Genomic DNA, 24,746 nt, shown 5'->3' with positions numbered 1-24,746 from the left:
GAGAGGTGGAGAAAATGCCACTCAGGCGACTCAGTTTACCTGTAATTTAATGGGCTCAGGTGGCGAGGGGCAATTTACACTTGCACACAACGCAAAGCCTTCCTGATTTGGAACGCCAATCTCATCAAAAACGTAAACGTATAACCCTGACGAAGTATCAAGCGCACCAAGATTAAGAACGAACTCAACTTGACTACTATTCCAACCGATGGGCCTCTGTATTTCGTAGTGGGACAGGTCCTCGTAGCGTGGTGCATCACCCACCACAACTCGTTGAACACTGCTATCCATGTAGATTTCTGAAATGTAGAGGTTTTGAAGCTTATCCTGCTTCGCATTGTTACCAATCAGCGCAATGGTAGGGCTAAACCCTTCTTCGAAGGCTGCCCGGGGATCAAACTCACCGACCCCACCCATTTCGCCATTGAACCAGGACCGCATCACACCTCTTTCAGTGTCGATTTCAACTTCGAAATGGTGCCAGATCTCCGGCTCCATTTCGCGACGCTGATATATTTTTCCAGTCCCATAACTTAAGTCTTCGGCTGACGAAACATAATAATCCGTCATAGAAAGACTAGCGCGTATTCCCTTCGAGTTTGGTTCATCCCAGATTCGTATATATTTGGTGCCAGGACTTATGAAACCATAACCAGCCCCGGATATTGGCGATTCCGGAAACACCGCGCTTGCTTTCGATTCAATACCCTCTATGACCATTCCCCGTAAGTTGTTTGAATTGATATGTCCGGGAAACACAAAGTTAAGAAGGCCTTCATCATCTGTGCCCACATAATCGCCGGCCACTTCACCATTTAAAGCTACAGGCTCTCCGGCGCGGAACTGCCCCTTGAGCTCAGCGGGATTAATCCGCCAATAGTACGTAGAGTTATAATCGACCTTTACCCACCAACTAACGTAAATTTGTGGGTTGTTGTCAGGAGTGCTCCACCCATCAGGTCCGCCGTATACAACAGGGCGCCCGAGCCAAGAGTTCTCACCGAAAAAATGATATCGGGCTTCGTCAAACTGATGACGCGCGTTCTCACCGTCGTTATCATACCTTACAGGCAGAATTGATGTTGAAGCTCCCCATAGGGATTCCGGATTCTCAGATGCTGGCTGAATTATATCGCCGTCTCTAAAGTTAGAATATACTGCTCTTCGTTTGCCATATTCATAGGTTTCTTCCACATAGTCTACGAATACAGGGGCAGGTGACGTCTTATTGCCAAAACCCTTTCCGCTAATAGTTACTGCAGAGCCGTGCCTAACCTCTTCGGACACCCGAACTCCAGAAATAGACGGCTCTGCACTGGCGCCAGTTGCGATTGACGACAATGATCCAGCTGCAAACAAAAAGATCAGTGCGTTTATTCTTCCAAGAAGGGCGTAATGGAGAATCATTTTTCTCACTCCTATCAAATACCATTACGCAGGCTTTGCGTAATGAATGCATGTTGCCGATTGGCAGACTATGAACGTCAAAACAGAGCATTAGCTTGCTGCCGTTCACATCCCGACCAAACGCCACATGTCGTTACCGATCTGACACAAAACACGCCCGGACTTTACCTAAAATAAAACGAGAACCAGATCTCAAAATTCGGACCAATCCAGACCGAGCGGCCCCTCCGGAAACCTAGTCAAGGACGGGCAGCCCACTTACCTACATGATAGACTACGTCGCCTAACACAAGCCACCCCAGCACATTTTTCAACGTGAATAATTTAGGTAAAGGAGGACCCTTCGTTGAACATAATTCTCGTGTATAAAGAAGATTACCCATGGGATGTAAGGGTTGAGAAACTCGCGCTGGCACTGACAGAGCAAGGCCATTCGGTCACTATCGTCAGTCGGAATCTCGAACAAAGACCGATAAGAGAAACAGACAATAACCTTAAGTTATTAAGGCTTCCCCGCTTAAGGCTACTTCCTTTATTTCTCCGAAAACTTCTGAACCTCCCGCTCTGGTTTAATCCGCTCTGGATTTTTAGAATTTTCCGGGCTGTTCACCAAGACAACGTAGATTTAATCATTGTCCGCGATCTTCCGTTAGTAAGAAGTGCGTTGATCCTGAAGCGCATCCTTGGCACCAAAGTGGTTCTTGACATGGCAGAGGTGTACCCCGAAATGTACGCTTCCTCTGCTAAGTTTTCTGACAAATCAGTGGTTCAAAGGCTGGTTAAAAGCCCAGAAGTTGCTGAGCGATACGAATCCTCAGTTCTTCCAAAGCTAGATCACACCCTGGTCATGATCGAAGAATCACGCGATCGACTGCTAAAAAAAGATATTCCGGAACAGCAGATATCGATCGTCAGTAACACACCACCAATTGATAAATTCAGCGGATCAGTGCATCAACACTCCGGAACAAGCCTTCATCTTGTTTATGTGGGCTTCCTGACCGAGCTTCGCGGCTTGGATCTGTTAATCCACGCTGTTGCTCAATACGTTAAAAGAGGAAACACTGCTGACTCCATCAGAGTCGATATCGTTGGCAAAGGAGCAAGCAAACCAAAACTGGAGCGTTTAGTTACCGAGCTAGGTGTAGCAAAATCGGTGACTATTCACGGCTGGCTTAGTCATGAAAGCGTCAATGAGCTAATGGCCGCAGCTAACGTCGGCTCACTTACGTATAGAGTGTGCGGGCACTGGAACCATACAATTCCAAACAAAATATTTGATTACATGCTGGCCGGCCTACCCGTGCTGACGACAGAAGTCATCCCAATTCGCAGGATTGTTGAGCAAAGCAATTGCGGCTTGGTCTGTAAAGACCAGAATACTGCTGATATTGCAGAAAAACTCGAACAGCTGAGAGACCCTCACCTCCGACAATTGCTCGGGCGCAATGGGCACAATGCCGTCATTGAAACTTATAATTGGGAGAATGATAAAGCCCGGCTGGCACAAGCAATATCATCGCTGGACTCAGGTTCCGGTTAATCTCCTGATTGCGGTGCGCCCCAATGCTTGAGCGAAAAACCAAGGAGGATATCGGTACCAGTTTTTGAGAAAGTACCGATAGCTCGAAAACCGAAATTTCCGACGTGCGCTATTGTACTGCCCACGGTACTCGCTTTCTGATTCCGGTTTGCTCCCCATAGCCTGAAAACGTTCCCAAGATAAAAGCTCCTCGACTGTTCTTGCATCACTGCCAACAGCAATCGATAACGAATAATCAGCATTGATTTTTACAGGAGTGATTTGAAACTGCGGAACTTTGCCCTTTTTCAAGTCAACATGCGCAATTGCTGTATAGCGGGTCTCTTCCGGCCAAAGGTCAAATACAAAATTTCCCAGGGAATAAAATATCAACCCATTTCCATATTGCTCAACGGGCTGTAGCACATGAGAATGATGCCCAAACACCACATCAACACCTTTGTCGATCAATTTGTGCCCAAGCTCAACTTGCTCGGGGGATGGATAATCCAGAAACTCAAGACCCCAGTGCAAAGAGCAAATAAGAAACCCCGAAAATTCCCTACGTAGTCGAGCTATTTCATTAAGTAATTCGTCAGCGCCATCCCGGTAACTATATGGCAAACCATTACTTGACTCTGCCCACTCTTCTGGTCTGATCGACAGTGAAACAATTGCGCTTACAAGTCCATCTTCATGTACGATCTCAAATACCTTCGTTCGTCCCTCGGACTCCTCGGTACCAATCACTTCCATTCCAGCGGCACGGGCTTGCTCGACCATATCTTGAAAGGCAACTTCTCCATGTTGCATAGCATGATTGTTAGCGACGCCGACAATGTCAATCCCCGCTTCACGCAGATAAGTCAGGGATTGAGGATCCCCTCGCATTTCATAGGACGGCAACCAGAAGGGTCTTAACCCCTTGTTTGATGTTACCGTTTCGAGATTTGCAACCGTTAGGTCTGACTCCCTGAATTTATCAGCGACGTTTGCCAGAATGGAACCACCTCGTTTTCGGAACGCGCTTCTCATACCGATCCCGGCACAGACTGGATGATCCCCTAACGAAACATCTCCCACCGCTGAGATTGAGAGCTTGCTTGCTGAAACCTCCATTAAATAGACTCCGTCAATTTTTGAATAAAATAGTTCCGTTTTCCAGCTTGCATCTGGCGCGCCCCAGCATTAACGGTGACACGAATAGTAGTTCCACACTCTTCCTCAAACCTAATCCTTACAAACTCGGAGAGATCGTCAGCATTCGTTAACCTTACCGCATCAATATTTAAAGCAAGCTCCCCATAATGTTCTTGAGTCGCCAAGAAGGAAAACATTTCATTATACTGGTGAGAATATTCATCAATGATGCGGGAAAATATAGACGAGTGAACTTTTTCGTCAGGAGAGACATAGAAAAAACGATTAATTGTTCGTCCTTGCAGATTTTTGATTACCTGTTTAGACCCAAGACTGCCACATTGAGATGTAGAGAGCTCAAGAGCGTCGCCCAGATCATATCTCACCAAACTCTGGCTTTTACGAGATACATCTGACACCAGACACCTTTCCGGGCCATCTTCAACAACAAGCCACGGATTGACCAGATGACGATGTCCCTTTGAACACTCAAAACCAATGACATCAAACTCGGTGGAACCATATTCCTCGGCTACCGGCGCGTTGAACACTTTACTAATGAACGCCTTCTGTGCAGGGAGGATCGTTTCTGCGGTGCACACAACAAGCTTGGGCGGTGGAAACGACTCCCCCGATTCATCGATCAAGCGGGCGGCTTCCAGTAACAACGATGAGTAACCATAAAGATACGTTGGATTCGAACGCAGTAATTCGAGCACCTTCGTGACAGCATTGGCCCCAGTGGGGCACACAACCCTCCTGTTAAGTAAAAAGTTCATCACCCGACTTTTAATGCCCTTATGCTCCGACCAGAGTCGGCCTTCTGATTCTCCCAAAGAGATGCCGTGGTGCCGAAAGCAGTAGTCGCGAACGGCGAGAAGGCGAGACAGTTCCGCTCTACTCAGAATGATCTCTGTAGGCTGGCCCGTGGTGCCCGAAGTATGCCGCGAGAAATAGCGCATACCGGGTGATTTTTGGGCATTAGCTTTCTGAAACCTATCGATTAGCGTCGCCTTTGACAGCACACTCGATGAGGAAAGCTGCGCAAGCGTTCTTACCGGTTGACCGCTAGCATTCAGCGGCCCAGTTTCAGCCAACACCGCTTCCCGCTCAAGTACCAGCTGTTCGCTCGGCAAACTCCATAGCCGCGCCACCTCTCTACACCAATAATCAATATTCAACCCTAAAAATCGATATAGTGCTCTGGTGATCACGGACCTAAATTTCTTGTAAAGTATCATCGTACCTGGCGCTTGCAGGTTAGCTGGGTATATACCGCGAGGTAACTCTCTGCCATCGCAGATGCGGAATAGAAACTGTGAACTCTGCGCGTCGCCTCCTTTGCTCTCAGTTTCGACTCATCTGAATGCCGCAGCGTACGCAAGATCTCCGTAGCCAAGGCACCTGGCGACCGTTCCTTAAGTACTGTGCCAGCATCTACCTTCTTCAAAACCAAAGGGATATCCCCTACTGGACTCGCAATAACAGGACACCCCAAGCCTACAGCCTCCAGCAACGTAATAGGTAACCCTTCTGTGGTGGATGGCATCGCAAGTACGTCTGCCTGGTGAAGCAGGGCCGGAACACCGTCCATATATCCGGGCATAAGTACGGATTTAGTTAGCTCAAGAGCGTTGATTTTGGCTTCAAGCGCAGGGCGCTGCTTTCCCTCACCGACTAACAACAAACCTGCTTCTGGGTACACATTTTTTACTTCGGCGAAGGATTCGACTAACAAATCAAAGCCTTTCTCCCTGGACAACCTACCTACACCTAAAAGCAGCGGAACCGCCCCACTAACAAACGCCTGTATATCTTCGGGTATCTTTTCGCCTGCACGTTTACTCAACTCAAATAAGTCCACTCCATTGCTTATTACTTCTACATTCATTGAATGGCGAATTTTTTTCGGGAGCTCTTTCCGCGTCATTTCACTAACCAACACAATGCCATCCACAGATCTGATAGCTGCCCTGTCTAATAATTCGTAAAACCAAAGCTTAGAAAACCGTTTTGCATGCACATAGCCATGCAACGTAGAAATCACTGGCATTTCACGCAGAAACCGCGGGATAAGGCCAACCAGAACGTTGAATTTGAACCCATGGGAGTGGAGGAGATGGAAGCCATTAGAACGCGCCCACTTCAGAATTTTCCAACTTTCGACAATGTTAATTCCGGGGGTCATTCGCCAGCTAATTATCGGCAACCCCAACCGCTTCGCTTCGGCTTCCAGCGGTTTCTCCTCGATATTGGGCTCACCTGCACTCAGTATCATCGGTTCCAGCCCTTGATCCAGTTGAGCCTTCACCAGAGCGAGCAACATCTTCTCCGCACCATAAAGCCCACCGCTATCAATCAGGTGCAGAACCTTCATTTCACTACTCCGATCGTTTCCGTTACAGTCGGCCCAGTTGCTTCGCCCTCTCTACGCCCCTCGTAGCGACCTTTCAAGGCCAGAAATCGCTTCTCAAGAAGATGATAAGACCCTGCGGCCAAGCAACCACTGATGACAACGCCCGCCATCAATTGGACAGATTCGGGAAGGAAATTCAGTTTCTGGCCGGCCTGTACCCCCCACATGTGCCAAAGATAAATTGGGTAGGAAATAACTCCGAGATAGACAACATAGGGATGGTTCAACCAGCCCCAGAATCGACCCGCGCTCAAACGGACAAGCTGCATCAGTAAAACAGCTAAAAGCAACGCGTCGATAGTGAAGCCTGGGCCATAGGCATAATGCGTATCTGAAAGTTGTCTAGACAGGAATAACAGAACAAAGGTTACTATCGGCATCCAGAATTGACTGCTTACTGCATTTAGCAGCCCAATTGCCCTCTGCCGCTCCATCAAAAACGCCAAGGCACATCCGATAGCCAGATTATCAAACCGGGTATCGAAAGCGTTATAGGCGTAGGAGCTACCCCAGTCGAGAACAGAATAAGTGATGCTTCGCCAGATCATGACAACGAGGCTGGCAAATAATAGAAAAGTCAGTACGGTGCTTTTGCCTCGTTTCATCAACAGCAGGAAGACAGCAGGCCAGATAAGGTAAAACTGCTCTTCAATAGCCAACGACCAAAGATGAGCCAGGGAAGATGAGCTGTGACCTTCCAGTGCATTATGGTAATTGATCAAATAAAACAGTCCGGGAAAGATCACCTCCCGGATGTCGTCGTTACCACGATACAGGTCCCAACTGATCGATACGGCGATAAACGCATAGTAAGCTGGGAATATGCGTAGTGAACGCCTCACATAGAAGTTCTTGAGAGAAATATCACCATTTTTATCATGCTCCTTGAGCAACAACCATGTAATCAGAAAACCGCTTAGAACAAAGAATCCGGCAACGCCGTGTCGGGATGAAAAGAACAGCGTTCCAATGCCGGAGTGGGCCAATACCACAGCCATAACGGCTATCATCCGGAAGCCATCAAGACCCGGAAGTTTCTTCGATTGAAGTATTGTTTCAAGCCCTGGCAATGCCACTGATCACCCCTTCCTTGGATTCCAGATAACCTTCTTCTCTCCCCGCAAAAAGGCCATAAATGCCTTGTAGGAGGCCATATTCAACAGCACAAAATAGTAGGGAATAGACAGTAGCGCGGAGAGCGACTTCCCTTCTTTCTCCTGCTTGTGCCCGGCCCAGGCCAAAGCCATGAACACGATGTAGCCTAGCGCCGCCAGGGTATATATTGCTTTCATAGGCGCCAGCATTAATGCGGTGATCGCGAGCAGGATCAAGGGCACAAATGCCCCGTATCGCAGTAATTTGTGTGAAATCATCTGCCACGCAAATACAGGGTCCCGTAACGGGTTCATCAGTTGCTTCATGTCTTTCAGGGCCCAGAGTGCTCGCAGGCTTACCCTCACGCGCATGCTGAACTCGCTGTCACTGTCGTTCAGCGCATCTTCTTTGAGCAAGGCTTTGGGCTCATAGACTACGCGGTAGCCCTGCTCCACAACTTTTAACGGCTGAACAAAGTCCGGTAACTGGTCCGCTCTGAGTGGTTTGTATAGCTCCCTGCGCATTGCATCAATGCCGCCGTCTACGCCAACAACAGAGCCAATTTGTGTTTCCTGCTCCCGCAGCCAGTTTTCATACTTCATGTAGGCGCTGCAGCCGTCCCCCACGAGGGAGCCATCTTTATTTACATAAACCATTTTTCCGGTGACATAGCCTACGGCCGGGTCCGAAAAGTTGCTGCACAGGTGTTTGAGGGCTTGAGTATCCCAATGTGAATTTGCATCAGAGAACAGGATGATCTCACCGTTTGCTTCTGGCACCAGAGTGTTCAGGCCCGAAGTTTTGCCCTGCCGGGGTACTTGCCGAAACAAGCGGATTGGGAAAGCTGCATCTTCCGCCACCTCACGCACGATATCGTCCGTGCCGTCTTCTGATTCGTCAGAAATCACCAACACTTCAACTTTGTATGTGGGATAGTCCAGAGCAAGCTTGTTTCGCAGGGTTGCCTCAATGTCGTTTGCCTCGTTATAAGCTGCGATGAGGATGGACACAGAAGGTTCATAGCTCCCGCTTTTCTGTACTTGGTAATCGGTAACTTTCGCAACCACTTTGGCCAGCAGTGGATAGCCAAAGTAGATATAAAACAGCAACGCCAGGGATAGCCAGAACAGAAACTGCATTACACCGTCGCTCCGGATGCCGCTGTCATTAAAAGCTTGTTGTCGATTGACGAGTCCAGCACGCCCTGATTGCGCAGCACGTCACTCATGGTGGTGAAGTTGAAGTGGTGTAACAGCTTGGTTAAGCGTTGTTCACAGACATCCAGGTTGTTGTAATGACGGAAACGGGAGAACCATTTAACGTCCAGCCTTGGCTGCCCCGGGTCGATTTCCCAGGGGTGCAGGTAGAACACAAACGGCTGCCCCTGGCGGTTGATGCTGCCCAGGCCCCAGCGACTGAACCAGTATGGGAACAGTCGGAAGTATCCGCCACCGGCTATGGGTAATGTGTAGCCGGGGAACTTCAGGGTACTCAAGGGGAATTCGGCCAGTTCATAGCCCTTGTCAGTTGTCAGCTTGTGGGGCCAGCGGGGTGTACCGGGCATGCCATATCGGTCGTGGTGCACCGGGAATATGGAGGAGTCCCAGGTAAATCCTTCTTCCGCCAGGATATCCAGTGCCCAGCGGGACTGGTTGGTGATGGAATAGCTCGCCGCTCGATAACCAGTAATCGCTTCACCGGTGATATCTTCAAGGGTCTGCTTAGACCTACGGGTTTCTTCTCGAAAAACCTCTGGCGTTTGTTTGTAGATCAACTGGTGGCTGTAACCATGGCTCGCCACTTCATGGCCGGCTCTCTGAATAGCTTTAACCAAGTTTGGTGATTTATCAGCTACCCACCCCAGGGTAAAAAAGGTGGCCTTGCATTGCGCTTCATCCAGCAACGTCAGAAGCCGGTTTACATTGGTTTCCACCCGGTATTCCATAGCGTGCCAACTATCACGGTCAACGGCCTCTGCCAAGGCCGCTACCTGGAAATAGTCTTCCACGTCGATGGTTAAAGCGTTGGAAATGGGTTGTTCGTTCATGGCGTCTTCGTCACCTCCCGTTTGTCGACCTGTGAGCACCTGTGTATTTCTACCGCAACATTACTGTATGCGGGCTCACATGGGCCTGCAGCAGATTCAACTTGCTCCAGGTAACGATCCAGCTTGTCTCTTTCAGGGTTTGAGAGATGGGTCAATACTAGCCATACCGTTCGGTATTGATTGAGTCCCTCCAGTTGATCTGGATACTCATCCGGCCCCTTAAAGTAGTTCTCCGGGACCAACTCAAAAGGCAATGGATCCAGATTACAGCCGGTGGGAGCGTGCTTCTCATAGTAGTTAATGGCAGCTTGCCCCCGTGGGTTCATGTAAAGCACAGCCTGCTCTTTACCACAGTGATCGGCGAGAAAACCGAATGCCGCTGCCCAACGGTTCGGTTCGCGATGGGCGTATGCGTGGGCAGACAATGCCAGGAGCAGCATGGACAGCGCCACGGGTGCCAAGGCCCAGGTACGGAACGCCAGTGTTGCCCCGATCGCAGCCAGCATCAGATAAAAAGGCATGAACGGTGTAAAAAAGCGTGTGGAGAAAACAGGCTCAAACTGAGCAACCAGAAATACAATCCCAACAGGCACCACAGCGATGACAAGCGCACTAACCCAGAGCTGAAGCTGGCTGTTACCTCGCACCTTGATTCCACCCTCGGAATACAAGAGCCGCACCAAGCCGATCAGTACAAAGGTGCCGACTGCAAGCAGCAATCCAAAGCGCACGGGGTCACTAGCTTCGGGTGCGGCTCCGGAATAATCAAAGCCAAGGTAGATGAGAGACTTGAGGTCAGGGGCGGTAAGCCAAGCCAGTTGTCCACTTTCCTTAAACACCACAAAAGCAAGAATGGGCAGAAAGCTCAAACCGATAACGGAATGGGCGCCAAGCCATCTGCCGAAGTCTCCACGGTTCTTCAATGCCGGCAACGCCATCAAGCCAAGACAAAAAATACCAAGAGCGATGTAAAAATGAGTATGTACCGCAAACAAACCAGCCAATGCGTACCAAAGCCAATATTTCCGTTCACCGTCGAGAACAATGCGAGTCCAACAGAACCACATCAGCGCCATGAACAGCAGCGCAAGGGCATAACCCCGGATTTCCACACTGTATCGAGCAAGATAGAAATGGCAGAGGGTTAAGATTAGAACGGTAAACCCAGCTCGTATACCGAAGTGCTTGTTGACCGGCAGGAACATGAGCCAAAGTGCGCCAGCGTAACAAAGTAGGGAAAAAACCCGCAGGGCGAACTCGGAGCCTGCTGCCATGCTCCAGATTTTGAGCACGACGTAATATAACGCCATATTGGCTTCATACCGGGCAATGAAGTGAAACAGATCGGCCCAGCCCAGGCCGATAAAGTAAGTGGTTAGCGCTTCATCAAACCAGACCCCTTCACTGAGACTGTATCGAAGCCCGTAAAACAGACATAAACCAATCGATACAATCAGGGCGACAAACCACAGATTTCGCTCTGTAGCCGATAACTGCAGGGTCATTTGACATTTTCCCTAGCATACTCTGCCGCACCAACCGAGCCCCTGAAATCGGGACCACGAACATGCTCCTGAATAAGATAAAGAGGGCGGCGTTTGGTCTCGTCGAACATTCGCCCGAGGTATTCCCCCAGTACGCCTAGGAACATGAGCTGGATACCACCAATGAAAAGAATCACGGTCATCAATGACGGGTAACCGGGAACCGGATCCCCCCAGATCAGGGTTTTGACAATAACGTAGGCGCCGTAAACAAAGGAGCCGAAGGCCAGAAAGACCCCGATGTAAGACGCCAGTTTCAAGGGGATTGTGGTGAAAGATGTGATACCATCAAGTGCAAAGTTCCACAGCTTCCAGTAATTGAATTTGGTTTCTCCCGCATGGCGGGGATCACGGGAATACTTGAGCGCGATTTGAGGGTAGCCAATCCAGGAGAATAGCCCTTTCATAAAGCGGTTGGACTCCGGCAGGCTCCGCAGCGCATTCACCGCTCGCCGGCTTAGCAGGCGAAAATCTCCTGTATCCCGAGGAATCGAGAATCGTCCGACGTGGGCCATCAAACGGTAAAAAGCACTGGCTGTTAGCTTTTTAAGGAAAGACTCGCCGTGCCGCTCCGTTCTCTGGCCATATACAGTGTCGTATCCTTCTTTCCAGAGAGCGAGCATGTCCGGAATAAGTTCCGGGGGGTCCTGAAGGTCTGCATCGATGATAACAGTGGCATCAGCATCCACATGATCAAGTCCCGCCGTTAACGCGGCTTCTTTTCCAAAGTTCCTTGAAAGTCGGAGCAATGAGAGGCGCGGATCCTTCGCAATCAATCCACTGATAATGTCGCATGACTCGTCAGAGCTTCCATCATCTACAAAAAGGATCTCGAACTGCGTTCTGTCGAGGCTTTCGCACACTGCCACCGTTCGACGATAGAACTCATCGATTACAGCTTCCTCATTATAGACCGGCACCAGTACCGTCAAAGAATCCATTCGACCCGCCATCCTATGTCCTGAACGTCCAAGACTTGTTTAAAACGAAAGTAACCAGGAACACCCCGGCTGTCGCTATCAATTGCGCCAACAAGTAATAGACATGCATCAGCGAATGCAATAGGTGCATCGCCAGCATGTTCATACAAAAACCAAGCACCGCTATGGCGAAAAACCTTACAGCAGTCTCGGCGTATCGCCCACCGGCGCCCCTGAATACATAGCGCCGGTTAAGTTCGTGGTTGATTACCGCGCCAACCACAAATCCAATACCGGTTGCGGAAAGAACACCGACACCAGCAAATTCCACAAAGATATACAGGGTCAGATAGTGAAACAGTGTGCCAACAATGCCCGCCAGCCCGTAGGCGGCAAGCTTGTTCACTATTCCTTCAGCATTCGTCAGCATTTTTCTTTCACCTACCGAAACCGGTACTCCACCCCAACCAACACCCAGTTCTCGTCGTACTCCCGGGTAGGCACATCACTTACTTTTCTTTCGTGCCCAACTTTCGCCACCAAATTAAAGTCGCGAGTGGCCTGGTACTCGGTACCGGCTTCCAGCCGAAGTGTGCGGTCATCTGCCTGGTCGCTCTGGAATTTGGTGTAGTCATAGCCGATGCTGGCGTAGCCGCTGGCCAGTTCGGTCAACGGCCTGGAATAGCGGGCATTAAGCCCAGACTTGTCTTCACGTTCCGGTGATTCCAGGTAATCCGCCTGGCTGGCATAGACATCAACGGTCAGCGATGACCGGTCTGAATAACGCTGGTTGATACCGGTAGAGAGCGTTGTCGTTTCAACCGAGATACTGTCACGCAGGTTGAACTCGAACTCGCCAAATCGGATGTCAAAGCTGGAGGTGCGGTCGGTTAGCTCCCGGGCACCGCGCAGGTACCAATCCAGGCTTGGGGTAATGGTGCGTGTGAGGTCCAACTCGCCGATCAGGCCGTCGCTGCTTTGGGTGGTTGAACCAAAGCGGGTTTCTATTTCGCTCACCCCAATGGCACCGGACAATCTTGTGGTGGCCCATACGTTGGAAAACGTCAGTCTGGCGCTCTTTACATCAACCTCTGCATCGGTGTCGTACTCGGTCCGACTGTAGGAGGTGCTCACGCCGGCAGTCAGTGTCTGGCTTACGATGTGGTTCCACGCCACGGAGCCGATGTAGCGTTCGCTGTCTGATTCTTCTGGCTCACTGAACTCTACGTTTTCATATCGGGCCGACAAGTTCAGCCAGTTGGTATCGTTCACGCGCAAAAGGTAACGGGGGCCGGTGCTGAATACGTTTTTGCGAGTTCGGTTGTCAGGGGTGTTGCTCTGGGCCGCGTCCTGGTTCACTTCACGTAGGTTGTTGCTGACATCCCAGTAAAAACGGTTCGCCAGTTCGCAATCACCGATGAAGTCCATCTCACCAAAGGCTTCGTCATCAAAGGAGTTGTCGTGCCACAGGGAATAGCCCAGAGTACCGGTAAAGTCTGCATTACAGCGGCCGGGGTCAGTGCGATAGCCAGCTCTGATGTAGGCCCGGGTTTCCATATCGCTGGTTTCTCCGCTACTGGTTTTGCGGGCATTATCGGTGAAACGGGTGTCCAGGCCCCCGGTGACCTCTGAATTACCTTGGGCGGTGGTTGCAGCACCGGAACATACCAGCAAAAACCCGATCGCCAGTATTCTGCTGTGGGGCATCCCTGCGCCCTGCTTGCTATCCATTGATCACCGCTCCCACAAATTTATCCGGGTTGAAAGCCGTGGCAGCATGCTCAGCGGTAGTTGCTGTGATCTTGCCGTGAGGAACCACCAGCATGGCGTAGTCACACAATTCGGTCAGAATCCTAGCGTCAGGTGATTCAGAAATGGGCGCAGTATCCAAAACAATGAAGCGATCTGGGTAGCGGCGGCGAACGGCTTGCAGGAACTGCTTCATTCGGAACGATGTGAAGAATTCCGACGGCGTTTCACGGCGGCTGCCAGCCGGGATCAGTCTCAGCCTCGGGATACCCGTTGGGTAAAGGATTCTGGCGATGTCATAGTCTGGGTCATCCAGGAAGTCTGTCAGGCCCGTTTCTGGCAACACATCAAGCGTGGTGTGCAGGGACGGCTCCCGAAGGTTGCAGTCAATGATCAGCGCGGTTTTCGCCTGGTCAAAGGCAAAGGCTGCGGCCAGGTTGAGCGCTACGAAGGATGACCCAGCCCCTGAAGAGGCTCCGCTCACCACGAGGGTGAAATTGTTGCCGCCGGAAAGCTCCAGAAGCTTGGTCCGCAGATCCCGAAACCGGTTAACGAGGGTCCGGTTGCGGGATTCAGGATAGATAATGCGACGTTCATCCAGGTCATCAGGTGTCAGCCGTCTGGGCTCCTGCATCCGAACGATCTGCTTGCTGATGACATATTTGTCGACAGCGCCCGGCCCCAGCTCAAGGGAGCTGGGCACCAGCATTCTCGAATCGTCTTCGTCAAAGTGTCCGAGCTCCTGCTTGAGACGCTCTTTGCGCTTCAACCAGAAAGACTGTTCTTCGGCGCTCCGGGCATCTTGGGCATCGGAATGTCCAGAGCGTTGCTCTGTTGGATCCAGTTCGGGCTGATCATTTCGTTGTTCTGGCATCAGATCACTCCCAGTTGGGCGAGCACAACGATGGTGATATACACCGCTGCAGTTAACACGACAAAAATGCCGACCATCATGGTGACCCGCCGGTCCCGGCGTTTCTCAAAGGGGGTGCGCACTTCCGGAATTTCGATCAGGACCGGTAAACCGATGCCGTCTTCAAGCTGCTTACGGGCACGAATTCGGGGATCTACCTGGAGCAATCCGGCAACCGCCCCAAAAGGCGCTGCCAACCCAAGGAACAGCCCGGCCATGGCGAACATGGAAAACTGGGGGCCAGAAGGCGTTCTGGGGAACTGTGCCGCTTCGTTAATTCGGTAATTCAATCCCTGCCCTTCTATATCAAGATGCATGGACACCCGCGCTTTTTCCCGACGCTTGAGCAGGTCATCATAGATTTCGCGGTTTACTTCCATGTCTCGGGTGAGTTCCGAATACTGGGCTTTATTTGCCTGTATGCGCTCCATGCGTTGTGTTTGCTGCTCCATAAGGCGCTGTAACGAGTTGATACGGGTATCAATGGTCGCCATGTCAGCCCGGGTTTTGGAGAGTGCAGCGCTGAGTTCCTGGTAAAGTGGGTTCACTGCCTCTTCGCCATCAAGGGAGGTGGTGCCGCCTTGCTGTGCCGCAGCCAGATCCCGTTGGCGTTTGAGCTCGGCCAGCTGTTCCTGGGTGATCACAATATCCGGATAGGTGTCGTGGTATTGGAGCCTCAAGGCATCCAATCGCTCTTCCAGTGTCCGAATCCGCTCCCGGAACGCATCCTCGGTTCTGCCCTGGCGAATGGTCGGCCGGATGTTGTTGAGTTGTCCTTGCAAAGAAGCAATACGTGTTCTCAGCTCTTCCTTTTCTAGCTGAGCCAACTCCAGCTGGTTACGCAGCTGAGCCATTCTGGAGTTTGCCTCCTGCTCCGTGCCGTCGGTGTTTTCGGAGAGAAACTGTTTCAGGCGGTTTTCGGCCTGGGTCAGTTGTTGCTCGTAACTTTTCACCTGCTTGTCGATGAAGTCATAGGCGTTGCGGCTTTCTGACCGCTTCCGGTCTTTGGTTTCTTCTATGAACACCTGGCCAAGCTTTTGGGCTACACGGAAGGCTTCCATTTGGGAAGTCGAAGAAAAGCCAATGCTGAAGTAGCTGTCGCCCCGGGGGCGCACCGATAGCCCACTTCGGATTTTGGCAATGCGCCCTTCCAAAGCATCCGGGTCCATAGAAGCGTTGCGGTAGATCTCCGGGTCTGAAGCCACCCGCTCAATTAAGGTTCGGCTCATCAGAAGCTCTCGGGCCGCCGATGTTCGATCATTTATCTTGGTTGTAACCGCACGCCCTTCCATCAAAGGCGCAATAATATTCCGGTCATCCACGAAGATAATGGTGTCTGCCTGGTACTTGTAAGGCCATATGAACCCGGCACCCAGCACCGCAAAACTGACAACCACAAACAACAAGAACGCCAGGCCCTTGCGCTGGCGCACTTCGCGAATAATCTCTTGCGGTAACTGCGATAACGGTAATGCCATAACTACACTCGATTCGAGACCAATGGTTCAGACAACGTCTGTCAGAAACTGCGTTCCGGGATGGTCAGGATGTCGCCCGGGCGCATGGAATAATTGGTTTCAACCTGGCCCTTGCTCAGGATGTCATCCAGCTTTACAGGGATGGCAACTACCTCGTTACCCACCTTGCGGTACAGCATGGACCTGTTGAGGGCAGCAAACTCGTTGGCGCCGCCAGCATTGAGAAACATATCCAGTACCGTCATGCCACTGCGATGGGGAATAGACACAGGCTGGCGCACAGCACCGGTCACACGCACCCGGTCAGTGAACTCATGGCTGCCCATGGAGGTCACCACCACGCTTACCTGCGGTTCACGTATATATTCAGCCAGAGATGCCCGGATTGAGCTGGCAAGCTCCTCAGGCGTTCTGCCACTGGCCTGAACATCACCAACCAGCGGTACGGATATTTTTCCATCCGGGCGCACTGGAACCGAGATACTCAGGTCCTCGTTACGCCACACAGACACCCGGACAACATCCGTAGCACCGAGTATGTACTGGTCCACACTGTCGCGGGTATCCAGTGCGAGTGCTCGCTGAATCTTGTCAGGAGAAGATGCGGACGGCCCTGCACAACCTGTTGCCAAAGCTACCGCCATGAAGGACACAAACAGCCCTTGGGTGAGATACTTCCGTGACATCGTATACCCTCTCTTGTGAGGTCCGTGCTGCATTCCATGTTTCGGGAACAGCTTACTCCCGAAACTACCTTGATCCTTTTTTGAACAATACCACTTCTACTGTCTGAATTATAACCAACAGATCAAGAAGCAAACTCTGATTCTTTATGTAATAAAGGTCGTAACGAAGCTTTTCCCGGGTGTCTTCTTCGTTGTCTGCGTAGGCAAAGCATAGCTGCGCCCAGCCGGTCAGGCCTGGTTTTACCCGGTGGCGTTCAGAGTAAAAGGGGATCTTCTCTGATAACTGCGCCACGAATACCGGGCGTTCCGGCCTTGGCCCTACAAACGCCATGGTGCCGTTAAGAACGTTAAAGATCTGTGGCAACTCATCAATTCTGACTTTCCGGATAAACTCGCCAACCCGAGTTACCCGGGTATCGTTCTTTTTTGCCCAGACGGCTCCGTCCTTTTCGGCATCGGTGATCATTGAGCGAAACTTATGAACTTTGAAGACTTTGTTATTCAGCCCTACCCGCTCCTGGCTATAGATCACCGGCGCTTTGAAGCCGTCTTCCAGTTTGATGGCAAGTGCGGTGAGGATCATGATGGGAAACGTCGCCAGCAGCAGTGTGCCTGCCGCGAGAATATCGAGCGTTCGCTTGCCCGCACCGTAAACGGACGACACTGAGAAACCATCCGAAAAGACCAGCCAACCGTGACTGATCATTTCCAGGGCCACTTTCCGCGATTCCCGCTCATAGAAATTGGCACCGTCAATAATACTGACACCTTCCATTTTGCATTCCAGAAGGTCTTCCATCGGCAAACCGCGCCGGCGGTCATCTACAGCTACCACGATCTCCCGAACGGGATGGCGCAATACGTAGTCGTGTAATGATGTAGGCAGGTTGATCAGGTGCTGATCACCCACTTCGATGGGTTCGTCCGGGAGTGGGACAAAGCCATCAAGCGTGAACCCCTTGCGGTTGAATGGGGTGGTGAGATCTTCCAGCAGTTGCCTGGCCCGGTGCCCTGCGCCAAGAACCAATACCCGGCGCTTGAAAGCCTCTTTGCCAACCAGGGCAAAAAACAGCACGCGCACTATGCCCAGCGAGAAAATGGCCAGAACTGTGGCGGAGGTGAGCAGGCCGAAACTGCCCAGATACCAAAGCCAGTCATCCGCGATGAAGTAAGCGAAACCGTGAACCGGGATAGCCAGAATCATCGCCATGATGGTTCTTAGCATCATGCCGGACATGCCCTCTTCCACCCGGGACTGATGCACACCCAAGGCAATCATAACCAGCAGGTTAAACAGGGCAAACGTAATGATGGAGGGCAAGACAAAATACAGATGTTCAAGGAAAAAACCGACTTCACCAAAAAAGCGGAAGAACACCGCCAAACCAAAGGCAAAGCCCATCACGACCAGATCAATCAGGCCAAGGATGACAAAAGGTAGGTGAATATAGTGTCTGAACAACCTGACGTGGGCCACGTCGACTCCTTGTGCGGTTCACACTGCACTGTACTGCCAGCATCCTTTGCTACACACCGTAACAAACCGTAACAGAATTGTACTTCAATCTCCTGAAACTTCAATGAGTCCTTTAAAAACAAAGATCGGAATCTCACAGATGAGATCCCGATCATGCGCTTGACCCAAGGGTTTACTTGTTACGGCGACGAACGCCCAGCAAGCCAGCCAGGCCCAGACCCAGCAGGCCCAACGTCCCCGGCTCAGGAACACTCGCCACAGGCTCGTCAGGAATGTCGACGTTGTCGAGGGTTTCACCCATCACATAGGAGTAACTCAGCTTGACCAGGTCACCCTGGAACAGGTTGCCAATGTTGAACGCCAGGCCGATGACGTTATCACCATTGCCGTCGTTCTGGCCCGCCAGGTAGGCATCCGGGTCGTTGCTCCAGGAGGAGGTAATACCGGTGTTATGCTCTATGGAGGAGTTTGTGTACAAGCCAAGAGTCAGGCCGGTCTGGGCGCCCTGGGAGTTCACAAAGTCTTCCTCGGCAATACCTGCTCCGCCTCGGGTATTGATGGTGTCGAAGCTACCGTAAGTGTTTACGTCAGGATCCGGATCAATCGCGCGCAGAAACTTCAGACCGGTCAGGTCAGTCAGAGCTTCGATGGACGTCAGGATATCAATGCGCTCGTAATTGTCATTGAAGATGTATTCGTGGGTGATATTGAACATCCCACCGTAGGTTCCGCTCCAAAGCACGTGATTATCGAAGGCGGAACCGCCGCTGATGTCCGTCAGGGAGGTGGAACCAATGTTGCTGGGCCACTCGTTGTTATTGTGAACGTTACCAAACTGATCGGCCTTTACACCGAACATTTCCCAGGGACTGCCAGGAGTCAGATAGTCTTCTGCGCCCCAGCTGCGTGTGCCGCTTGGATCGTGCAGCAAGCCTGGGGAGGTTGTTCCGCCGTACCCCAGCGTGCCGTTGTCGCTGATGGCGGTACGAACATAATCACCTTCCATGATGATAGGTGCCGCCATTGACGTTGCTGAGAAAGCAAGTGTCAGGGCCGCGCAACCTGCCAGCAGTGCCGGCTTTTTGAATGATTCAGGAATACGATTCACTGTCTAATCTCCCTTTAGATAAAAAATCCGCGTTGTTGGTCGGCGCTTATAACCGCCGGCCAAGCGGTCCGTGGAGCAATAAACTGTCCAGTTTCACGTCAGGCTTTAAATATCAGGGAGATAGCTGAACTTGAGAAGGGAAAAACCGGAGGTGTATCCGGAATGTGTAAAATCCTTCAACACCTCACAGGTCTGACTGTAACGAATCAGAAACAGTCGCCGGGCACCCTCACCCAGCCTTCCATGATTATCCGCGCGCTGCGGCTCATGATGGCTTTGGTGGCAGTCCACTGGCCGTTTACTTCTTTGGCTTCAGCACCCACACCCAGGGTTCCGGAGGGGTGACCAAAGGTGACTTCGGTGCGGTCTCCGCCGCCGGCCGCCAGGTTTACCAGGGTTCCCGGAATGGCGGACGCGGTGGCGATGGCCACGGCTGCGGTGCCCATCATGGCGTGGTGCAGTTTGCCCATAGATAAAGCCCGTACCAACACATCAATGTCTGCAGCATTGATCTGCTTGCCACTGGACGAGACGTAATCCACTGGCTTGGCTACAAACGCCACTTTTGGCGTGTGTTGGCGGTTGGCGGCTTCGGCAACATCCTTGATCAGGCCCATTTTTACCGCGCCGTGGGCCCGGATGGTCTCGAACATCGCCAGCGCTTTGGGATTGCTGTTGATGTCGTTCTGTAGCTCGGTGCCTTTGTAGCCGATGTCTTCCGCATTGATGAAGATGGTCGGTATACCGGCGTTAATCATGGTGGCTTTCAGGGTGCCGACGCCCGGTACGTCCAGGTCATCCACCAGGTTGCCGGTGGGGAACATGGCACCTTCGCCATCGGCCGGGTCCATGAACTCGATTTTCACTTCCGCGGCCGGAAAGGTCACACCATCCAGTTCGAAATCGCCGGTTTCCTGCACTTCACCGTTGGTGATGGGTACATGGGCCACGATGGTTTTCTGGATGTTGGCCTGCCAGATACGCACGGTACAAATACCGTTGTCTGGAATGCGGTCTTTGGCGACAAAACCGCCGTTGATGGCGAAGGCGCCAACCGCAGCTGTCAGGTTGCCGCAGTTGCCGCTCCAGTCCACGAACGGTTTGTCGATGGACACCTGGCCGAACAGGTAGTCCACATCGTGGTCCGGCTGGGTGGGCGCAGCCAGGATCACCGTCTTACTGGTGCTGGAAGTGGCGTTGCCCAGGCCATCGATCTGCTTTTCGTAGGGATCGGGGCTGCCGATGACTCGCAGCAGCAGCTTGTCCCGTGCTTCGCCGGGCACCTGGCAGGGCTCCGGCAGGTCTTGCAGGCGGAAAAAAACGCCTTTGCTGGTGCCGCCACGCATGTAGGTGGCGGGGACTTTTATTTGTTGGGGGAAGCTCATGCCGCCCCCTCAGAAGCCAGGAAGTCCTGCGCGAAGCGCTGCAGTACGCCGCCGGCGGTATACACAGTCACCTCTTCCGCAGTATCCAAACGGCAGATCACCGGAACACGGTCCACTTCGCCGGTCTTGCGGTGAATCACGAGCTCCAGTTTGGCACCCGGTGCAGCCTTGCCTTCCACATCGTAGGTTTCGGTGCCATCCAGCTGCAGGGTATGGCGGGTGGTGCCTTCCTCGAACTGCAGGGGCATTACGCCCATGCCAATCAGGTTGGTGCGGTGAATGCGTTCGAAGCCTTCGGCCACAATCGCTTCTACGCCCGCCAGAGCAACGCCCTTCGCCGCCCAGTCACGGGAAGAACCCTGGCCATAGTCGGCGCCGGCCACGATGATCAGTGGCTGCTTGCGCTCCATGTAGGTTTCGATGGCTTCCCACATGCGCATGGTCTTGCCTTCCGGCTCAACACGGGCCAGGGAGCCCTGCACTACTTCGCCGTTCTCGTCCCGAACCATTTCGTTGAACAGTTTCGGGTTGGCCAGTGTCGCACGCTGGGCGGTCAGGTGATCGCCCCGGTGGGTGGCGTAGGAGTTAAAGTCTTCCTCCGGCAGCCCCATTTTGTGCAGGTATTCACCGGCTGCCGAGTCCATCATGATGGCGTTGGACGGCGACAGGTGGTCGGTGGTGATGTTATCCGGCAGGATAGCCAACGGGCGCATGCCCTTGAGTTCCCGCTCAGCGGCCATGGTGCCTTCCCAGTAAGGCGGGCGGCGGATGTAGGTGGACTGAGGGCGCCATTCGTACAGCGGGCTCTTGGCCTGCTCGGCAGCATCCAGGTTGAACATCGGGATGTACACCTGCTTGAACTGCTCCGGCTTCACAAATTCGCCCACAATGCGGTCGATTTCTTCATCAGACGGCCACAGGTCTTTCAGGGTGACCGGCTTGCCATCCTTGCTGTAACCCAGGGCGTCACGCTCGATATCAAAACGCACGGTACCGGCAATGGCGTAGGCCACAACCAGGGGCGGAGACGCCAGGAACGCCTGTTTGGCGTAAGGATGAATCCGGCCGTCAAAGTTACGGTTACCAGACAGCACGGCAGTGGAGTACAGGTCCCGGTCGATGATTTCCTGCTGAATTTTCGGGTCCAGCGCGCCAGACATGCCGTTACAGGTAGTGCAGGCGTAGGCCACGATACCGAAGCCCAGCTTTTCCAGTTCCGGCAGCAGACCAGCTTCTTCCAGGTACAGGCGGGCAACCTTGGAGCCCGGCGCGAAGGAAGATTTCACCCACGGCTTACGCACCAGCCCCAGCTCGTTGGCTTTCTTGGCCAGCAGGCCGGCCGCCACAACGTTGCGCGGGTTGGAGGTGTTGGTGCAGGAGGTAATGGCTGCGATGATCACTGCGCCATCGGGCATCAGGCCTTTCTTCTCTTCTTCAAGCGCTTTGTCCAGATTCACGGCAATGCCGCGGTCGTGCAGATCAGAAGTGGCTACACGACGATGCGGGTTGGAAGGGCCAGCCACGTTACGCACCACGGTAGACAGATCAAACTCCAGCACACGCTCGTACTGGGCTTCGGTCATTTCGCTGGCCCACAGGCCGGTTTCCCTGGCGTATTTCTCCACCAGATCCACCTGCTCCGGCTCACGGCCGGTGAGCTTGAGGTAATCGGTGGTCTGCTCATCGATGTAGAACATCGCGGCGGTGGCGCCGTATTCCGGGGTCATGTTGGAAATGGTGGCACGGTCACCGATGGTGAGGCTGGACGCACCTTCCCCAAAAAATTCCAGGTAGGCGCCAACCACGCGCTCCTTACGCAGGAATTCGGTAATGGCCAGCACGATATCGGTGGCAGTGATACCCGGCTGGCGCTTGCCAGTCAGCTTCACACCCACGATGTCCGGCAGGCGCATCATAGACGGACGGCCCAGCATCACGGTTTCCGCTTCCAGGCCACCCACGCCCACGGCGATAACGCCCAGGGCATCAATGTGTGGGGTGTGGCTGTCGGTGCCCACGCAGGTGTCCGGGAAGGCAATCGGATGACCGTCTTCGTCCGGGCGGTTCTGGATCACCGGAGACATTTTCTCCAGGTTGATCTGGTGCATGATGCCGTTACCGGCTGGAATCACGTCTACGTTCTTGAACGCGGTGCGGGTCCAGTTGATGAAGTGGAAACGGTCCTCATTGCGGCGATCTTCGATGGCGCGGTTCTTTTCAAACGCGTCCGGATCAAAGCCCGGCGCTTCAACCGCCAGGGAGTGATCCACGATCAGCTGGGTTTGTACCACCGGGTTTACCTTGGAGGGATCACCGCCCTTCTCGGCGATGGCGTCACGCAGGCCAGCCAAGTCTACCAGGGCGGTCTGGCCCAGGATGTCGTGGCACACAACCCGCGCCGGGTACCAAGGAAAGTCCAGGTCGCGGCGGCGTTCAATCAGCTGCTTCAGGGAATCGGTAAGGGATTCCTTGTCGCAGCGGCGAACCAGCTGCTCAGCCAGGATCTTGGAGGTGTACGGCAGCTTGGCGTAGGAGCCGGGCTGGATAGCCTCCACCGCCTGGCGGGTGTCGTAGTATTCCAGGTCGGTGCCTGGAAGGGGTTTTCTGAATTCGGTGTTCATAATAATCAGCTCCGCTCTTCAATCGGCAACCAATCCTGATGCTCAGGACCAGTGTAGTCCGCGCTCGGGCGGATGATGCGGTTGTTGGCGCGTTGTTCTTTCACGTGGGCGGTCCAGCCGGATACCCGCGACATCACGAAGATGGGCGTGAACAGTTCGGTGGGGATGCCCATGAAGTGATAAGCAGATGCATGGAAGAAATCGGCGTTGCAGAACAGTTTCTTCTCGCGCCACATGACTTCTTCACAACGCACAGAAACCGGGTACAGCACGGTGTCGCCCACTTCTTTGGCCAGCTTCTCGGACCACTGCTTGATGATGGCGTTGCGCGGATCAGACTCTTTGTAGATGGCGTGTCCGAAGCCCATGATTTTCTCTTTGCGTTCCAGCATGCCCATCAGGCCGGCTTCGGCTTCTTCCGGCGTCTGGAAGCGCTGAATCAATTCCATGGCCGCCTCGTTGGCACCGCCATGCAGCGGGCCGCGCAGGGAGCCGATGGCGCCGGTTACGCAGCTGTGGATATCAGACAGCGTGGAGGCGCAGACGCGGGCGGTGAAGGTAGAGGCATTGAACTCGTGCTCCGCATACAGGATCAGGGAGACGTTCATCACCCGCTCGTGCAGCTCGCTGGGCTTCTTGCCGTGCAGCAGTTCCAGGAACAGGCCACCGATGGAATCGCATTCGCTGTTGGCGGTGTCGATGCGGACACCTTCGTGGGCGAAGCGGTACCAGTATGTGATGATGGCCGGGAAAGTGGCCAGCATGCGGTCGATCTTGTCGTCCTGCTCGCTGAAATCGTTTTCGGTTTCCAGGTTACCCAGCATGGAGCAGCCGGTGCGCATCACGTCCATAGGGTGAGCGTTTTTGGGGATCTGCTCGAGCACCAGTTTCAGGGCGTCTGGCAGGTTGCGCAGGCTTTTGAGTTTGGCTTTGTAGGCGTCCAGCTCGGCCTGGTTAGGCAGTTTGCCGCGTAGTAGCAGGTAGGCTACTTCTTCAAACTGGGCGTTGGCGGCGAGATCGGTTACGTCGTAGCCGCGGTAGGTCAAGCCGGTGCCGGTTTTACCGACGGTACACAGCGCGGTTTCGCCAGCTACCTGGCCTCGCAGGCCTGCGCCACTCAGTTTCTTTGCTTCAGCCATGTTGGTCTCCCGTTGTTTCTGATTTTTCTGTTATCGGGTCTGTCCCCGAACGGGGACTGACCCACTTTTGCCCGTTGATGCGGGGGCTAGAACCCATTG

20 protein-coding genes are annotated in these 24,746 nt (G+C 53.0%); 1 reads left to right on the top strand and 19 read right to left on the bottom strand.

What is annotated here, in order from left to right:
- Window positions 1–30: 30 nt before the first annotated feature.
- Complete coding sequence (locus tag FIV08_RS08695; RefSeq protein WP_152438026.1) at window positions 31–1,407, bottom strand: hypothetical protein; 1,377 nt, start codon at window positions 1,405–1,407, stop codon at window positions 31–33.
- 346 nt (window positions 1,408–1,753) lie between these two features.
- On the opposite strand from FIV08_RS08695, the gene FIV08_RS08690 reads away from it, so the two are divergent.
- The gene (locus FIV08_RS08690) at window positions 1,754–2,950 is read left to right on the top strand and encodes a glycosyltransferase family 4 protein (protein WP_152438025.1); all 1,197 of its coding nucleotides are present in this window, start codon (window positions 1,754–1,756) and stop codon (window positions 2,948–2,950) included.
- On the opposite strand, the gene FIV08_RS08685 is transcribed toward FIV08_RS08690, so the two are convergent.
- The 18 genes from FIV08_RS08685 to prpC form a co-directional block, all read right to left on the bottom strand.
- Window positions 2,936–4,048, bottom strand: a complete 1,113-nt coding sequence (locus FIV08_RS08685) for a CapA family protein (RefSeq protein ID WP_152438024.1) — start codon at window positions 4,046–4,048, stop codon at window positions 2,936–2,938. The two genes, FIV08_RS08690 and FIV08_RS08685, sit on opposite strands and share 15 nt — an antisense overlap.
- Complete coding sequence (locus tag FIV08_RS08680) at window positions 4,048–5,283, bottom strand: CoF synthetase (RefSeq protein ID WP_172972261.1); 1,236 nt, start codon at window positions 5,281–5,283, stop codon at window positions 4,048–4,050. Before FIV08_RS08680 ends, FIV08_RS08685 begins: the two co-directional genes overlap by 1 nt.
- Window positions 5,284–5,306: 23 nt before the next feature.
- On the bottom strand, window positions 5,307–6,446 hold the full coding sequence (locus FIV08_RS08675; protein WP_152438022.1) for a glycosyltransferase: 1,140 nt from the start codon (window positions 6,444–6,446) through the stop codon (window positions 5,307–5,309).
- Window positions 6,443–7,561, bottom strand: coding sequence for an acyltransferase family protein (locus FIV08_RS08670; RefSeq protein ID WP_152438021.1), 1,119 nt, complete (start codon window positions 7,559–7,561; stop codon window positions 6,443–6,445). The genes FIV08_RS08675 and FIV08_RS08670 overlap by 4 nt, the downstream gene beginning before the upstream one ends.
- A 3-nt stretch (window positions 7,562–7,564) precedes the next feature.
- Window positions 7,565–8,719, bottom strand: a complete 1,155-nt coding sequence (locus tag FIV08_RS08665) for a glycosyltransferase family 2 protein (RefSeq protein ID WP_152438020.1) — start codon at window positions 8,717–8,719, stop codon at window positions 7,565–7,567.
- A complete protein-coding gene (locus tag FIV08_RS08660) occupies window positions 8,719–9,627 on the bottom strand; it encodes an XrtA system polysaccharide deacetylase (RefSeq protein WP_152438019.1) in 909 nt (302 codons plus the stop codon). Before FIV08_RS08660 ends, FIV08_RS08665 begins: the two co-directional genes overlap by 1 nt.
- Entirely contained in the window at window positions 9,624–11,132 is a 1,509-nt protein-coding gene (locus tag FIV08_RS08655) for a glycosyltransferase family 39 protein (RefSeq protein WP_152438018.1), read from the bottom strand. Before FIV08_RS08655 ends, FIV08_RS08660 begins: the two co-directional genes overlap by 4 nt.
- Window positions 11,129–12,112, bottom strand: a complete 984-nt coding sequence (locus FIV08_RS08650) for a glycosyltransferase family 2 protein (protein WP_152438017.1) — start codon at window positions 12,110–12,112, stop codon at window positions 11,129–11,131. The genes FIV08_RS08655 and FIV08_RS08650 overlap by 4 nt, the downstream gene beginning before the upstream one ends.
- Window positions 12,113–12,125: 13 nt before the next feature.
- Window positions 12,126–12,521 carry a GtrA family protein gene (locus tag FIV08_RS08645; RefSeq protein WP_152438016.1) on the bottom strand — a complete coding sequence of 132 codons (396 nt, stop codon included), beginning with the start codon at window positions 12,519–12,521 and terminating at the stop codon, window positions 12,126–12,128.
- Window positions 12,522–12,532: 11 nt separating this feature from the next.
- Entirely contained in the window at window positions 12,533–13,822 is a 1,290-nt protein-coding gene (locus FIV08_RS08640) for an outer membrane beta-barrel protein (protein ID WP_228715517.1), read from the bottom strand.
- Entirely contained in the window at window positions 13,815–14,714 is a 900-nt protein-coding gene (locus FIV08_RS08635; RefSeq protein ID WP_228703986.1) for a polysaccharide biosynthesis protein, read from the bottom strand. Before FIV08_RS08635 ends, FIV08_RS08640 begins: the two co-directional genes overlap by 8 nt.
- Window positions 14,714–16,231, bottom strand: coding sequence for an XrtA system polysaccharide chain length determinant (locus FIV08_RS08630; RefSeq protein ID WP_152438015.1), 1,518 nt, complete (start codon window positions 16,229–16,231; stop codon window positions 14,714–14,716). The genes FIV08_RS08635 and FIV08_RS08630 overlap by 1 nt, the downstream gene beginning before the upstream one ends.
- A 41-nt stretch (window positions 16,232–16,272) precedes the next feature.
- Complete coding sequence (locus FIV08_RS08625; protein ID WP_152438014.1) at window positions 16,273–16,917, bottom strand: XrtA/PEP-CTERM system exopolysaccharide export protein; 645 nt, start codon at window positions 16,915–16,917, stop codon at window positions 16,273–16,275.
- 64 nt (window positions 16,918–16,981) lie between these two features.
- Window positions 16,982–18,394: a TIGR03013 family XrtA/PEP-CTERM system glycosyltransferase gene (locus tag FIV08_RS08620; RefSeq protein WP_152438013.1), complete on the bottom strand. Its 1,413-nt coding sequence runs from the start codon at window positions 18,392–18,394 to the stop codon at window positions 16,982–16,984.
- Window positions 18,395–18,566: 172 nt separating this feature from the next.
- Window positions 18,567–19,502, bottom strand: coding sequence for a PEP-CTERM sorting domain-containing protein (locus FIV08_RS08615; protein ID WP_152438012.1), 936 nt, complete (start codon window positions 19,500–19,502; stop codon window positions 18,567–18,569).
- 206 nt (window positions 19,503–19,708) lie between these two features.
- The gene (gene prpF, locus FIV08_RS08610) at window positions 19,709–20,887 is read right to left on the bottom strand and encodes a 2-methylaconitate cis-trans isomerase PrpF (protein WP_152438011.1); all 1,179 of its coding nucleotides are present in this window, start codon (window positions 20,885–20,887) and stop codon (window positions 19,709–19,711) included.
- On the bottom strand, window positions 20,884–23,508 hold the full coding sequence (gene acnD / locus FIV08_RS08605) for a Fe/S-dependent 2-methylisocitrate dehydratase AcnD (protein ID WP_152438010.1): 2,625 nt from the start codon (window positions 23,506–23,508) through the stop codon (window positions 20,884–20,886). The genes prpF and acnD overlap by 4 nt, the downstream gene beginning before the upstream one ends.
- A gap of 5 nt (window positions 23,509–23,513) precedes the next feature.
- On the bottom strand, window positions 23,514–24,647 hold the full coding sequence (gene prpC, locus FIV08_RS08600) for a bifunctional 2-methylcitrate synthase/citrate synthase (protein WP_152438009.1): 1,134 nt from the start codon (window positions 24,645–24,647) through the stop codon (window positions 23,514–23,516).
- Between the last annotated feature and the right edge of the window lie 99 nt (window positions 24,648–24,746).

This window comes from Marinobacter sp. THAF197a, from assembly GCF_009363275.1.
Classification (GTDB): Bacteria; Pseudomonadota; Gammaproteobacteria; order Pseudomonadales; family Oleiphilaceae; genus Marinobacter.
The sequence above is the reverse complement of the archived record's forward strand: the minus strand, read 5'-3'. Positions and strand labels throughout refer to the sequence as shown.

Excerpts from the sequence above, each read along its gene's own strand:
- prpF (WP_152438011.1), bottom strand. The coding sequence starts at position 20,887 with ATGAGCTTCCCCCAACAAATAAAAGTCCCCGCCACCTACATGCGTGGC.
- FIV08_RS08630 (WP_152438015.1), bottom strand. The coding sequence starts at position 16,231 with ATGGCATTACCGTTATCGCAGTTACCGCAAGAGATTATTCGCGAAGTG.
- FIV08_RS08640 (WP_228715517.1), bottom strand. The coding sequence starts at position 13,822 with ATGGATAGCAAGCAGGGCGCAGGGATGCCCCACAGCAGAATACTGGCG.
- FIV08_RS08695 (WP_152438026.1), bottom strand. The coding sequence starts at position 1,407 with ATGATTCTCCATTACGCCCTTCTTGGAAGAATAAACGCACTGATCTTT.
- FIV08_RS08650 (WP_152438017.1), bottom strand. The coding sequence starts at position 12,112 with ATGGATTCTTTGACGGTACTGGTGCCGGTCTATAATGAGGAAGCTGTA.
- FIV08_RS08675 (WP_152438022.1), bottom strand. The coding sequence starts at position 6,446 with ATGAAGGTTCTGCACCTGATTGATAGCGGTGGGCTTTATGGTGCGGAG.
- acnD (WP_152438010.1), bottom strand. The coding sequence starts at position 23,508 with ATGAACACCGAATTCAGAAAACCCCTTCCAGGCACCGACCTGGAATAC.
- FIV08_RS08685 (WP_152438024.1), bottom strand. The coding sequence starts at position 4,048 with ATGGAGGTTTCAGCAAGCAAGCTCTCAATCTCAGCGGTGGGAGATGTT.
- FIV08_RS08625 (WP_152438014.1), bottom strand. The coding sequence starts at position 16,917 with ATGTCACGGAAGTATCTCACCCAAGGGCTGTTTGTGTCCTTCATGGCG.
- FIV08_RS08665 (WP_152438020.1), bottom strand. The coding sequence starts at position 8,719 with ATGCAGTTTCTGTTCTGGCTATCCCTGGCGTTGCTGTTTTATATCTAC.
- FIV08_RS08645 (WP_152438016.1), bottom strand. The coding sequence starts at position 12,521 with ATGCTGACGAATGCTGAAGGAATAGTGAACAAGCTTGCCGCCTACGGG.
- FIV08_RS08660 (WP_152438019.1), bottom strand. The coding sequence starts at position 9,627 with ATGAACGAACAACCCATTTCCAACGCTTTAACCATCGACGTGGAAGAC.
- prpC (WP_152438009.1), bottom strand. The coding sequence starts at position 24,647 with ATGGCTGAAGCAAAGAAACTGAGTGGCGCAGGCCTGCGAGGCCAGGTA.
- FIV08_RS08635 (WP_228703986.1), bottom strand. The coding sequence starts at position 14,714 with ATGCCAGAACAACGAAATGATCAGCCCGAACTGGATCCAACAGAGCAA.
- FIV08_RS08655 (WP_152438018.1), bottom strand. The coding sequence starts at position 11,132 with ATGACCCTGCAGTTATCGGCTACAGAGCGAAATCTGTGGTTTGTCGCC.